At 53.7% G+C, this 13,429-nt stretch carries 11 protein-coding genes; 1 reads left to right on the forward strand and 10 read right to left on the reverse strand.

The window, feature by feature from the left end; translation table 11 throughout:
* Nucleotides 1–82: 82 nt before the first annotated feature.
* The 7 genes from ACRJJO_RS02060 to hemP form a co-directional block, all read right to left on the reverse strand.
* On the reverse strand, nucleotides 83–1,267 hold the full coding sequence (locus ACRJJO_RS02060) for a PepSY-associated TM helix domain-containing protein (RefSeq protein WP_431064312.1): 1,185 nt from the start codon (nucleotides 1,265–1,267) through the stop codon (nucleotides 83–85).
* Entirely contained in the window at nucleotides 1,264–3,654 is a 2,391-nt protein-coding gene (locus ACRJJO_RS02065) for a GNAT family N-acetyltransferase (RefSeq protein ID WP_431064313.1), read from the reverse strand. The genes ACRJJO_RS02060 and ACRJJO_RS02065 overlap by 4 nt, the downstream gene beginning before the upstream one ends.
* A gap of 43 nt (nucleotides 3,655–3,697) precedes the next feature.
* The gene (locus ACRJJO_RS02070; RefSeq protein WP_431064314.1) at nucleotides 3,698–4,870 is read right to left on the reverse strand and encodes an MFS transporter; all 1,173 of its coding nucleotides are present in this window, start codon (nucleotides 4,868–4,870) and stop codon (nucleotides 3,698–3,700) included.
* Nucleotides 4,867–6,198, reverse strand: coding sequence for a lysine N(6)-hydroxylase/L-ornithine N(5)-oxygenase family protein (locus ACRJJO_RS02075; RefSeq protein WP_431064315.1), 1,332 nt, complete (start codon nucleotides 6,196–6,198; stop codon nucleotides 4,867–4,869). The genes ACRJJO_RS02070 and ACRJJO_RS02075 overlap by 4 nt, the downstream gene beginning before the upstream one ends.
* On the reverse strand, nucleotides 6,191–7,798 hold the full coding sequence (locus ACRJJO_RS02080; RefSeq protein ID WP_431064316.1) for a pyridoxal phosphate-dependent decarboxylase family protein: 1,608 nt from the start codon (nucleotides 7,796–7,798) through the stop codon (nucleotides 6,191–6,193). The genes ACRJJO_RS02075 and ACRJJO_RS02080 overlap by 8 nt, the downstream gene beginning before the upstream one ends.
* Before the next feature lie 62 nt (nucleotides 7,799–7,860).
* The gene (locus tag ACRJJO_RS02085; protein WP_431064317.1) at nucleotides 7,861–9,981 is read right to left on the reverse strand and encodes a TonB-dependent siderophore receptor; all 2,121 of its coding nucleotides are present in this window, start codon (nucleotides 9,979–9,981) and stop codon (nucleotides 7,861–7,863) included.
* A 344-nt stretch (nucleotides 9,982–10,325) separates the two neighbouring features.
* On the reverse strand, nucleotides 10,326–10,511 hold the full coding sequence (gene hemP, locus ACRJJO_RS02090; RefSeq protein ID WP_431064318.1) for a hemin uptake protein HemP: 186 nt from the start codon (nucleotides 10,509–10,511) through the stop codon (nucleotides 10,326–10,328).
* 222 nt (nucleotides 10,512–10,733) lie between these two features.
* Here hemP and ACRJJO_RS02095 point away from each other — a divergent pair, with 222 nt between their 5' ends.
* Nucleotides 10,734–11,003, forward strand: coding sequence for an oligonucleotide/oligosaccharide-binding-fold domain-containing protein (locus tag ACRJJO_RS02095; protein ID WP_431064319.1), 270 nt, complete (start codon nucleotides 10,734–10,736; stop codon nucleotides 11,001–11,003).
* A 295-nt stretch (nucleotides 11,004–11,298) separates the two neighbouring features.
* On the opposite strand, the gene ACRJJO_RS02100 is transcribed toward ACRJJO_RS02095, so the two are convergent.
* From ACRJJO_RS02100 to ACRJJO_RS02110, 3 genes are all read right to left on the reverse strand, one after another.
* On the reverse strand, nucleotides 11,299–11,661 hold the full coding sequence (locus ACRJJO_RS02100) for an exosortase system-associated protein, TIGR04073 family (protein ID WP_404361282.1): 363 nt from the start codon (nucleotides 11,659–11,661) through the stop codon (nucleotides 11,299–11,301).
* 123 nt (nucleotides 11,662–11,784) lie between these two features.
* Nucleotides 11,785–12,357, reverse strand: coding sequence for a class I SAM-dependent methyltransferase (locus tag ACRJJO_RS02105; RefSeq protein ID WP_431064320.1), 573 nt, complete (start codon nucleotides 12,355–12,357; stop codon nucleotides 11,785–11,787).
* The gene (locus ACRJJO_RS02110) at nucleotides 12,323–13,402 is read right to left on the reverse strand and encodes an NAD(P)/FAD-dependent oxidoreductase (RefSeq protein WP_431064321.1); all 1,080 of its coding nucleotides are present in this window, start codon (nucleotides 13,400–13,402) and stop codon (nucleotides 12,323–12,325) included. Before ACRJJO_RS02110 ends, ACRJJO_RS02105 begins: the two co-directional genes overlap by 35 nt.
* Nucleotides 13,403–13,429 lie beyond the last annotated feature (27 nt).

Genomic DNA, 13,429 nt, shown 5'->3' on the forward strand with positions numbered 1-13,429 from the left:
AACCGCTGTAGTCAAGCCTAGCAGGAGCGGAATTCCCCAAATTTGCCGCTTATTCAGTGTGCTGCGCATGACGACTTTTCAACTAAGCCGGTTCGCGAGATTGAGCCGGTAGCGGCGCTAAACCGAAGCGGGCTTCGAAGGAGACATGGCGTTTTTTTATCCACAGATACAGACCGCTGATCAAGACGACTATGGCGATGAGATCCAGGAGCGCCCAGAATATCTTCATCGGTAGGCCGCCGTAATCGCCGAAGTGTAGAGGCCGGGAAAGCAATAGAGTGCTAACGTAAACAGGTAACTCGCGTCTGTCTACCACTTTGCCGGTTTCGGCATCGATGAGTAGCGGCTTGAGCAGTTTGGAAGTCAAGGGCGTGTCTCCTTGCATGAATGCGACGAAGTGACGAGGCCCTGCAAAACCGTTGCCGGGAAACGCCATGAAACTGAGCGTCATCCCTGGTTCGTTTGCGTAGGCGGCGGCTACGGCGCTCCCGACGGCAGGACTACCGGCCATTGACGGCAGGTTCTTGTAAGGCGCCGTCATGTCGGCCAGTTCGGTCGCCTGCCAGCGATTGAATATAGGCTCCGAGAGAGTGTTGACGACGCCGGTCGCGCCAACGACTGACAGCCAAACCAGGGTGGCGATGCCGAGCATGTTGTGCAGATCGAGCCATTTGACCCGTTGCGATCTATTCCGGCGGACCGTGCCGAAGCGCAGCTTGCGCATGTAAAAGCCGTAAAGCACCGTGCCCGAGACGAGCGAGATCAGAAGCAGCACGCCCATGAAACCGAGAAACAGCATGCCGGGGAGCCCTGCGAACAGGTCGACGTGCAGACGAAGCAGCACGTTCATGACGCCTTTCCCGAGCGGATATTCCTGAAGAAACTCGCCGGTGCGCGCATCGTAGCTATAGAACGCGGAGGCTTCTGCTGCATTCACCGTCTCGCTCATTCTGACATGCCAAAGGTTCGGCTCGTCCGCATCGCCCACCAGGAACTGTACGGCATGCCCCGGCTTGCGCGCCAGCGCATCGGCGACGATCCGGTCGAGATCCGCCCGTTGCCCTGTTTCGGGCAGCGCCGGAGCTTCGGTACGATAACCCAACTCATGGTCGATCTCATCGGTGAAGATCAGAGGCAGACCGGTCAGGCACAACAGCAGCATGAATAGAGTGCAAATCAAGCTGGTCCACTTGTGCAGCCAGTACCAGATCTTTATAGACCGGTGGCCCGGCATGGCGGTCGCAGCACCCGATTCCCGCCCGGTCATGTGCAGGCCTCCTCCGATTCGTGCCGCATCGCTTCGGGCCTGAATTCGGCGATGGGGTTTTTCAGGGTGCCGACAAACTTCAGATTTTTCGCCGGGTCGGCCAAATCGATCATCTGCTGAGGGTTTCCGAGCTGCAACCGGTTCAGGCAGGAGCGGATGAACTCAGGCGCGAACAGGTCGTGGCGTGCGAATTTGTCCGCCAGCTCGGGATGGCTGCGCTGATAGGCCAGGATGCAGTCGGCCACGAGTCGCCAGAACTTTTTTTCCGGATAGTTATCATGGGAAAACAGGATGTGCGCCAGATAGCGGAAGATCAAGTCGAAGAAGTCGGTGAAGATGGACAGGATCTTCAATTCTTCCGGCACGTACACTGCTAGCCTCTGCACTTTTTCCGACAAAACCAGATCCTTGTTCATGATCGCCGCTTCTTCTGCGATATCCTTCATGATAGCCCGCACCGGTACATGGTTTTCCAACACCAGGATCAGGTTTTCGCCGTGAGGCATGAACACCAGGTCGTAGGTATAAAAGCAGTGTAACAGGGGGCTCAGATAGCAGTCCAGGTAACGGCGCAGCCACGCTTCCGTGTCGATGCCGGAGGCTTTGATCAGTTCAGGCAGCAGGGCCGTTCCGCGGGCATCGACATGCAGCAGTGCGGCCATGGTCATCAGTCGCTGGCCGGGTTGTAGCCCGGGTACTGGGCTTTCCCTCCATAATGCCGCCAGCATTTTCCGGTAGGGGCTATGCTTGTCTGCGGCCTCCTCATAATGGCGGTTGCGGTAGCCGACCGCCGCGACCTCGCGCAGAATGCTGAAACGTTTTTCCGAGAGATAGGGATCCTGCTCGATCAGATCGTTGATGCAGTCATTGATGGCTGGGGTTGTGCTCATGTAATAGGGAGACAGCCCGCGCATGAATCCCATGTTGAGGATGGACAATGCCGTTTTCACATAACGCTTGTGGGGATGGCTGGTATTGAAGAACGTGCGGATCGACTGCTGGGCTAGATACCGGTCGTCTCCGTAGCCTAGGCAGACTAATTCGCTCGCGGCGATGTCGGCGGCGAAAACCACCGCCAGCTTGTTGTACCACTGCCAAGGGTGAACCGGCATGAACCAATAATCGTCGGGCGCCAGGCCTTGTCGTTCCAGTAGGAGGCTGAATTTTTCCAGGGCTTTGGCGCCCAGTTCCTGTTCCATTAGCTGCGGATAAGATAGGTCCTCCGTGCAAGAGAACTCCGCCTTGCTTTTGTGCGCTGCAAGCCAGATCAGCCTGACCGGCGAGGCAGCCTCGGGCGCATAGGCATGATAGTCGGCGGCATCGAAACCGATGCGGCCGTTGTTGGCGAGAAAGGCGGGATGGCCTTCCATCATGGCGGTTTCCAGGGTCTGAAAATCGGCATGAAGCAAGGCCGGGACATCGACTCCGGTCTTGGCGTGCTTGAAAGCGCTGCTGTACAAGGTGCTGGAGATTTCCTCCATGTAAGTGGGCAGCATGGCGGGAGCGATTCCCAGCCGGTTGCGGATTTCGACGATGAAACTCAGGGAGTCCGGTTCCGCAGGCTCGCCGTTGACGAATTTCTCCAGGGAATCCGGATCGATGTGCCAATGCTCCAGGCTCAACACCCGCGCGCGGAAACGATACTCGATTCCGGGCATGTCGGTGGAGACCCGGTAGCATCCCCAATCGCCTTTGTGCTCGAGCAACTCCGGCTCGATCAGCGATTCGTGGGCGAACTCACTGATGGCCTTGCGCAGGTGATGTTTGTTCGCTCGAGTCCACAGATCGGGCTGCAGGTGCGAAACAAGCTCCTCGGGTTTTGAGGCTTTGTCCAGTGCGCATCGAAACTGCTCCCGGGTACAGAACGCCAAGTGCGCCTGCTTGCCGGGTAGTTCTATGATCTTCCGGTATTCGAAGCCCGCCCACCTGTTCAGCGCATGAATTTTCGTGTTGTTGATATCCGGTTCGACAATGACCCTTTGCACCGCCGGGTCGCTGAACATGAAATCCATGATCACTGAGAACACGGCTCGAGTAAAATTGGGGATAGGGCGGACGGCCGGCGCTACCAGGATATGCATGCCCAGATCCCCCGGTTGCGGAGCATAGTGCTCGCCGACCGGATCGAGTCTCGGATCATAGCATTCCAGTAGAAACGCCGGCGTTTCGTTGCAATAGCCCAGATAGACCGAAGCCTGCTCGCAGATCTTCCGGTATTCCTCTTCGACCCGTTGCAAAGAGAAACCCTGCATTCCCCAGTAGCGGGCATAGTCCAGACTGACCCAGCGGTGGATCAGGTCGATGTCGTTAGGAATGGTCAAAGGGCGCAAACGGAAAGTGCCGATCGACGCTACGAATCTGTTGAAATTTTGGAGTTCTGTGTTCATTATGGTTCGTTTTCGTTGAAAATTTGAATATAGGATCATGGAGTCAGGGCGTTTCGAGCACGGTCGCGGGCGATTTCGCCCCGGCTTTGAAGAGCAGCGCATACAGGCAGGCCGTGCCCGCCAACCCGATCGCGCCGGCGAGAAAGGTCGCCCGCAGGCCATACTCCGCTACGATGGAACCGGCGGCATAGGATGCGACCAGGGCCCCGAGGCTTTGGAAAAAATAGATTTTGCTGAAGTCGGCGGCATAGGAATGTGAACTGGCGGATTCGAATAACAACCAATCCAAGCGCACGGTCGCTTTGAACAACGCCCAGCCGAACAGGCAGCGCCCCGACAGCACCAGCGCCCCCTGCCCGGAAGCCTGGAGCAGCAGACCGGTAGTGCCCGCAAGGATCGCCGGAATGATACCGTTTTTAGCCGTCGTGCCCCTTTTCAGGCACAAGGCCAGGAGTGCCATCGCACCGGGTATGGCGAAAACTAGGCCCGAGACGATCTCGCCGTCCCACGAGGAAATCGATTTCCAATAGCTGGCGAAAAAGGGGCGTGTCAGAAATACGCTGAAATAAAACAGCAGCATGATCAGGCCGAGTCTCAAGATAATTCCGGAGGGAACTTCGGCAGGTTCCGGCCCGCCCGGAGTTTTCGACGTTTCGGGTTCCGATGCGGTCGGTGAGGGGAGAAATACGCATATCAGCATTTGTACGAAATCGCCCGCAGCCATCAGAAGGAACGCTTGCCGCGGCTCGAAGCCCTCCAGCACTATTCCACCCGCAGCAGCTCCCAAGATTCCGCCTAGATGTACGAGAACGGCAAGCATTCCTATCGTTCGTCCGTGTTTATCTTTGGGTTCAAGGCTCATGATATAGGGGTAGATGAGCAAATAACTGCCTTTGAACAGCAGCATGGTCAGCGACACCAGCCAGAAATACGCCAGCGAGTCCGCGCGGTAACACAAAAGGCTCAACAAGCCGGCGGCACATTGAGTATAAATCAAGAGCCTGAGCACCGGTATCTGTCGGGAAACCGCGGCCCATACGGGAAACGACACCATCACGGCGAGACAAACGGCGCTTAGATAAAGTCCGGTCTGTTGCGGGTCGGTAACCGAAAATGCGGACTCGAAGAACTGCGGATAAAAGGGCATGAGCATCGAATCGCTGATCACGGAAACGCCGATCATGGCGACCAAAAAAAATTTCGAGCAAGCCGTCATACTCTAGCCTCTAACGGCTCTACTGCGAGCATTTTTTCTTCCGGTACCGAAAACTGCTGAAAGGCGATGCGCCGTTCGATCGGATAGTATTCCCGGCCGGTGATTTCCTTGATGATGCAGGCGTTGCGGTAACAGACCATGCCCAGGTCGGGCGTCACGAAACCGTGGGTGTTGAGTCCGACGTTCTGGACGAATATTTCACCGGCGTTCCGGTCGATACTGTAGTTCCGCGCCACGGCATAGCGTCCCTGTTTGTCTCGGCGAATTCGTTCGCTGATGCCCGCTACGAAATCCGGCTGGCGGTAGGCGTATCCGGTCGCCAAAACCAGACCTTCGCTGAAGTGACGATAGGCTGCTTCCTGTTCCTGTTGAAAGAAGGTCAGTTCGAAACCGTCCGCATTGCGGTCGTATGCCGCACCCGTCAATTCGGAATTGGTGAACAGATTGACCGATATGTCGCCCTTGAGACGTTTGACATACATCAGGTCGAAAATGTCGTTGATCAAAGCGCCGTTGATGCCCTTGTACAGATTTTTTTGTTTGCCGATCAAGGCGTCGCGCTTGCCGGCGGGTAGGCCATGGAAATAATCGACGTATTCAGGCGACGTCATTTCCAGTGTCAACTTGCTGTATTCCAAGGGCAAGAAGCGCGGCGACCTCGTAATCCAACTTAGCTCGTAGCCGTATCGGTCGATGTCCTGCAGCAGGTCGTAGATGATTTCCGCGGCGCTTTGCCCGCTGCCCAACACGGTAATCGACTTTTTCTCCTGCAGCATCCGTTTCCGGGCTAAGTAGCTTGACGAGTGGGCCGCCTGTTCGGCAATGGGGCGGCAGCAATCGGGAATATAGGGCACAGTGCCGGTCCCCAGGACCAGTTTCCTGGCGAGAAAATTTTCCTCTTGCCCGGTACTTGCGCTTCGGGTTGTCAGGACATAAGAGTTCAAACTTTCGCTGTAGTCGATGCGTTCCACTTCCATGCCGAAGCGGATATTGTCCAGTCTGCTTACCGCCCACTGACAGTATTGGTTGTACTCGCTGCGCTGCAGAAAGAAATTTTCCCGGATATAGAAGGAGTAGATTCGGCCTTTCTCCTTGATGTAGTTCAGGAAGCTGAAAGGACTAGTGGGATCGGCCAGAGTGACCAGGTCCGAGAGAAAAGGCGTCTGCAGGTGCGCGTTTTCCAACAATATGCCCGGATGCCAGTTGAAGCCCGGTTTTTTTTCCAGGAACAGGCTCTTGACCTCTGGAATGGGCTGCAGTAGGCAGGCCAGGCTCAGATTGAACGGTCCCACGCCGATACCGATCACGTCGTAAGTCGTCTCATGCATCGCACACATCCCCCATGAAGGTTTGAGCGACAAGCCCAACGGCCGCATGTTTTGGCTTCTGGCCCTGCTTTTTGAAGTAGATTTGCCCGTGATGTTTGATCAGCTTGAGCACCGCTTGCATGTCGTGAATGGTGGTGCACGGGTTGAGCAGGGTGAATTTGAGATATCGCCGGTCGCGTACCTTGGTCCCCGCTATCAGCGCCTCGCCCGATCTGAGCAGGGCTTTGCGGATATAGGCATTGGCGTCGTCCAGTTCCTGATCGGAATGCCGGCGCGAAGGCCGGTAACGGAATACTACTGTGCCGAGCTGCGGCTGATGAAGGGTTTCGATGCCGGGGTCCGACAACAGCAACAGATAGGTCTGTTTAGCCAGATGAATCGTGTGGTCGAAAGCCGCTCCTATTTGGTCGGCTCCAAGCGTGCGCAGGGTGAGCCAGAGTTTCAGCGCATCGAATCGGCGGGTGGTCTGAATGCTCTTTTCGACCAGATTGGGTACGGCCTCTTCGGCTTCGCTTTCGGGGTTTAGGTAATCGGCATGGTGCCGGATGGCGGCGAAATGGCGCTTGTCCTTGACCAGAAAGGCGCTGCAGCTCACCGGCTGGAGAAACGATTTGTGATAGTCCACTGTGACCGAATCGGCGGACTCGATGCCTGCCAGCAAATGGCGAAATTTTCGGGAAACCAACAAGCCGCAACCGTAGGCGGAGTCGACGTGCAACCAAAGTCCGTGGGTGCGGCTCACTTCGGCTATTTCCGGCAAAGGGTCGATGCTTCCGAAATCGGTAGTTCCGGCGGTAGCGACGATCGCCATCGGTATCAGTCCATCGGCCAAACAGCTTTCGATGCTTCGTGTTAGAGCCTGAATATCCATTCTGAAGTATCGGTCGCAAGGAACCGTAATTACCGACTCATAGCCCAGGCCCAAAATGGCCGCGGCTTTTTGCACGCTGAAGTGGCTCGCCTCGGAACTGAAAGTGCGAAGTTTCCGGAATTGGTCCGGCAATCCTTGGGTTCTATTGTTGCACTCCGGCCACTTTCCGGAACAAAAATTGTCCCTCGCCAACAGCATGGCCATTAGATTAGACTGGGTGCCGCCGCTGGTAAAGATACCGTCGGCACAAGCGCCCAACCCGATTTTTTCGGCTGTCCAGTCGATCAACTTCTGTTCGATCAATGTTGCACCTGCGCTTTGGTCCCAGGTATCAACCGAGGAGTTGATTGAGGACGACAGAATTTCCGCCAGAAGGGCAGGTACCATGACAGGGCAGTTCAGATGTGCAACATAACGCGGATGATGAAAGTAGACCGCATGGTCAAGGTATATCGCCTTGAGCTCAGCCAAGGCATCGGCAACTTCGTCGTGAGGACGATTCATGTCGATAGCGTCGATCTCTGTTGCCAATTCCCCAGGCAGAACGCCACTGAACGGTTTGGCTGCCGTTGTCAAAGTATTTCGAACCAATTTGATGCCTTGAAGCAGACTGCTTTCGTAAAAGTCGAGATTCTTGTCAGTGAATATGTGCTCGCGATATTTGAAGTTACCTTCATTTTTTCGATTGTCTGCCTGGACGAGTGTTAATAATGTTGTGTCGCTGTTCATGTTCTTACTCCCGTTGAGAGTCAAATTTTCAGAAGATCAAACCGCATGATTCAAGACTTTCGTCAAAAGTTGTAAGCGATGGAACCCGTAACAGCGCGCCTTGGACCGAACGTGGCGAATTCGCCGCCGCTGGTGAAGGCGGTGGCAATGTATTCCTTGTCTAAAGCGTTGTGCAGATTGACTGCCAACTGAAAATTCTTCCATTCGTAATGAACCGCGGCGTCGACTAAAACCGCCCCCGGTATCCGAATGTCGTTGCGGGCGGCGAAGCTGTTGCCGTATGACGGCCCAAGGAAGCGAACCCCGCCGCCGAAGCCAAGCCCTTGGGCGATTCCGGTCCGGATGGTGTAATCGGTCCACAGGGACGCCTTGTGTTCGGGTGCGTATTCCAGGGGCTCGCCGATTTCCGCAGCAAACGAACTCTCGGTGACTTCAGCATCCGTGTAGGTATAACTGGCGGTTAAGTTCAGGCCATTTTCCAAGCTGGCGACGCCTTCCAGTTCGACGCCGCGGGAATGCGCTTCGCCTCTTTGCACATTGATGAAAGTCATAGGATCGGGCGTGAGAAAATTTTTCCGCGTCAGATCGAAATAGGCGACTGTGATGAAGCTGTTGTAACCGGCCGGCTGATACTTGACGCCGAATTCGTATTGCTCTCCGGTTTCCGGCACGAAGGTTTTACCGGATGCGTCCGTGCCCATTACCGGCAGGAACGAACGGGCATAACTGAAGTATGGCGCCAAACCGTTATCGGCTAAGTAGACCAGACCGGCGCGGCCGGTGAATTCGCTGTCGTTCTGCCGAGTGCGAACGCCGGTGAGGCGATTGGTGGTTTCGCTGTCGGCGAAATCGTAACGGCCACCCAGGGAGACCCGCCATTTTTCATCGACCTTAATTTGGTCTTGCAAATAAAGACCGATTTGATCCTGAGTGGATAATTCATCCTTGAAGGTTGCTGCGGAGGCCACGGGCGCACCATACACCGGATTGAAAAGATCCAGAGTGGGGGCAGCGCCGAAGGTCTGGAGGGATTCGGAGTCGGTATGTTGAAAATCGACCCCCGACAGCAACATGTGTCCCAACGGCCCCGTCGTGAATTCGAACTGTGCTTGGTTGTCCAGAGTGAAGCCGCGCACTTCGCCGAAGCTTTCGAATAGGGCGCGGCTGACCGTGCGCCGATCTCCCAGCAAGGCGGTCGGAAAGATGGTGCGATCGTCCACTTCATTACTATAATAGCGTGCGTTCTGCCGGAGTGTGACGGCCTCGTTGAGGCGGTGCTCCAACAGATAGGCAACGGAGAATTCTTCTCTCTGGTAGCCGTCGACATTGGGTTCGCCGGTGAAGCGGTCCGTCGGAATTTCTCCGTTCGGATTAGAACGCAAGGTTCCTTCCGCCGGAAGCCGCTGCGACGCCTTGGTGTCGTCCTTTTGGTAGTGGCTTAGGAAGGTCAGAGTGGTGTCCTCGGTGGGCTTCCAGGTGAGAGCCGGCGCGACGTAAATTCGGTTGTCCTCGACGAAATCGACCTGCGTGTCGCTGTCGCGTACCAATCCGGTCAAGCGGTAAGCAAGCGTTTTCCTTTCGTCGATCGTTCCTCCGACATCGACTTCGCCTTGCAACCGTTCGAAAGAACCGGCCTCGAATCTGATTTGGCCAAACGAATCGAAGACCGGCCGCTTGGTCACATAATTAACCATGCCGCCCGGACTGGCTTGGCCGTAAAGCACGGAGACCGGACCTCGGGGTACCTCAACGCGTTCGGCTCCATAAGGCTCCAAGCTGTAGCCCACGGAAAACCCCGGATTACTGAGTTTGAGTCCATCTCGGTAGACGCCGGTATCGGTAGCGTCGAAGCCGCGGATTTTAATGAATGTCAATCGCGGTTCGAAGCCGAATGTTTCGCTCTGAATGCCCGGAGTGTAGCGCAGGGCTTCCGCTAGGTTGCTCACGTTTTGCGCTTCCATCTGGGCGTTGGTGACGACAGAGATGGACTGCGGCGTTTCGATTAGCGGTGTATCGGTCTTGGTGCCGACGCGGCTATCGATTGCCCGGTAACCCTCGGCATCAGCTTTTTCGGTTATTTTCATTTCCGGCAAGACAATTGCCTGGACTTCGGTCGTTTTATCTTCAGATCTTTCCGGTTCTTCGGCCAATGCCACAGTGCTGAGCGCGGCGCTCAGCGGCACGAGCGCAATTAGAGCGGCAGCTGCGTTTGATCCTTTTGCAGGCGAATATTGTTTCGGCATAAACTTTCTCTCAAAATTGCTCGATTCATGATTCTGGCTGCCTGGCGGGAAATTGCTGGGTGGCTGGTAGGTTTGGGGTTGAAATGCATATTAATCGTGTTGCGCGGCTTAGCCGTACACAGCACTCGGTATTGTTGCAAGTCGCGAATACTCGACGTCGCAGGTTACGGCTGACGGAAGTTTTATTTTTAGTCCAATCATGATCCTCAAAGCATGTCTTCAATCTCAATAGAACACACGGCTGGTTCTCGTGTATCCATATAGCGGATGAATCGACGCAGATGTCATTTGGTCAAAATCAATTTGCCGTTGTTGGTGATACGCAGGCGATACTCGTCATCTGAGTGGGTAATCAAAATTTCTCTCTGGGAACCGAAGAGAGCCTGACTGCTGATTCTGCGCTTTTCGGTCTCGGTCGTTTGTTTCGCTTGCGCGTCGCTCAACAATGGCGTGTTGAATTCGTTGTTCATGATCCTCCTATGACGATGCTTTGAAGATATTATCGATTGTCTTTACGTCTTCAATGCGAATCATCGATTTGAGTAGAAATTGCAAAATAAAATCATATCATAATACAAACGATAATGATTCCTATTTGTAAATGATTTTAATTAATGTCCCTCTGCTTGTCAATATAGTTATTTCTGATTGCGTAAAGTTATCAGCCAAATTAAGAGCCAAGCTGTAACTGTTTGCGCGCGGACGAATATCAGTATCTAAACGAAGTAGCGATCATCGTCGCAGCATTGAGCATTCAGGACCTGCGTCATGAGAACCCCGCCGAAAACTACAGCAGGCCGGATTCAATTAAATCGAGGCCGGTTATGGCGAAATTGATTGTGCATTGCTGGCTGCAAACGATGCGTCCGAAATGGATTATGGCCGCCGAACAGGTGGAAACCAACAAGGTCTATGCGTGCCCGGTCGCCTGCATCGAAAAGGCCTGGGATCAGCGGCAATAGTTCGGAGTCGCTACGAGTTGTGCACAGCATAAATCAAGGACTTATCCAGCTTGTTTCCATAAGCCATTGAAACATCAAGTTTCAATGTAAGTTATTGATTTTTGGTTTAATAAGCTGCCTGTATCGATTTTGGACAATTTAACTGAAGCGCAATAAAACCGGTACTTTAGCGATTAAAAAAACAATCAATCCACAGAGTTATCCACAGCTTTTGTGGGTAACTTTTTAAGGAAAAATTGAGATCGGAAAGGACAAAAAAACTCCCCTGAAGAATTTCGGGGAGCAGGGTTGGAGATTACTTGAAAGTACCGCCGTAGGTTGTGGTTTGATCGAATTCCGACCAAACATATTTGGGTTCTACCATGCTTTTGGTTGGAATCGGACTGGTTATCACGTCAAAGACTCCGGATGCGGTTCTTCCCAATGTATGCAATGTACCGTTGATCAAACCTCCGGTTGAACCGACGACCGGATTGGTTTTTTTACTGGCATCGACGATATTTTTAGGTACTTCGCCGATACCGGTAAAAATGTTTGCAAACCCGGTTAAAAACTTATCGCCAACTTGTGAAAAATAGCTTTCCTCCGCATGACTGCTTGGAGCATAAGCGCCGAATGTCAAGACTAAGGCCATCGCGATGGGTTTGAATTTATACATTGATTCTCTCCGTTGTAGTGATAAATAGTATCGTATCGCTATTAAAGTATAGAGGAATCGATATGACCGGTCAAAGGCCAAACATATAAAACTTAAGTGACGCTTAACTCGTGTTCTAGAATTTCAGATTGGTCTAACGAGGTATAGCCGGGGCGTACTATTTTGATTTTCCTGACTGTTGATGCATGACTTATCGTAACGGGAACCCTCCAATCCGGCGCACCATTTGTCGACTTCATCGGCTTCTTGATCGCCGCCGGGATGGCCCGGATAGGCAAGTATCGTCAATAATCCAGCCGGTGCAAGCATTCGAAGGGCCTGATTCAGCGCGGCAATCGTCGTATCGGTTCGAGTGATCAGCAATTTGTCGCCGCCGGGAAGATATCCCAGATTGAACATGACCGCTTTGATGCGCCCGTGAAATTGCATGGGAATTATGTTTGTCATTTCCGCATGACTCACCCTGAACAGCTCAACCCGAGTGTCGATTTTTCCCAGTTCGAGTCCGCGCCGCGTTTGATCGATCACGCGTTGTTGAATGTCAAACCCGAACACGATGCCGTCGGGGCCGACATGCCGAGCCAGAAACAGCGTATCGTGCCCGTTGCCGACCGTGGCATCGACCGCGTAATCGCCGGCTTGCAATACAGTCTGTAGGGCTTTATGCGCTTCGTGAACCAAGGAAATGCGTTTCATAATATCGCCGGATGTTGCAGTGTTTATCCAAGTCTGAGCCGTCAAGCAAGGCATCGGCCAAATGACGGCTGTACCACGGGATTTGCAGGCTGCCCTTGACGCCGAAACCGTTGAATACCCAAAGCTGGGGATTTGCGGGATGCCTGCCTAGAAAAGGCATTCGGTCCGGCGTGCAGGGGCGGATGTTGGCTTGTTGATCGACGATGCGCGTTTTGGACCCGAAACGTGGATCTATCTTGGCAAGCGATTGAATCAATTGGTGCTTGGCCTGCTCTGTAATGGCTGTATCGGTGCAATGCCTGTCGAATGTCGCACCGGTCCGGCAACGGTTTTTCCCGATGGGAATCAGCCAGTTGCCGAAATTGATGATCTGTTCCGGTAAGGCAAAGTCGCTTTCGATGGTCAGTATCTCGCCTTTGACCGCTTGCAATGGTAACCAGGAAAACCAAGGGTTATGGATTAAGCGGTATCCTTCGCAAAAAACGATCCGTTTCGGCTTGAGTCCTTGCCGATAGAAAGACTCAACCACTTGTGCGCCACGAAAATCGAACGTGAGATTTCGATAACTGTCGATGCCGATAAAGAAGTCCCGCAAAGCGTCGAGCAGCGGACGGGTATTTAGATAGCCGGTTTGTTTTTGCTCCAATAGCCATCGACAGTCTTGAAACGGATAAGCGAATGATTCTCGTGGATGTATTTTCGATAGGTAGGCAGCATATTCCGTGGCATTCAAGCGCTTTTGACATTGCGCGACTTCGGCCTCGTTGCACAACAGGCGAAACATCGTTTTTTCTACGAGGAAATTCCGGGCGAAGACTTTCGACAGGCGGCTGTAGAGCGCTTTTGCTTCCGGCAATAAATCGTCGACCCGATCGGTTTTGACCAGGCGTATGCCGGTAACAGGATTGATGAGGCCGGCCGCGACTTGTGAAGCATTTTCGCGGCCGTCGTCGACGACCATGACCCGTGCGTTGCGTTGTATCAGCTCAAAAGCAAGCAGGCTTCCGGCCAGTCCTTGTCCTACGATCAGAAAATCGATATCCATTTAGTTTTTAGCCGCCACGTAGACATC

It is taken from the genome of Methylotuvimicrobium sp. (assembly GCF_050611805.1).
Taxonomy (GTDB): Bacteria; Pseudomonadota; Gammaproteobacteria; order Methylococcales; family Methylomonadaceae; genus Methylotuvimicrobium.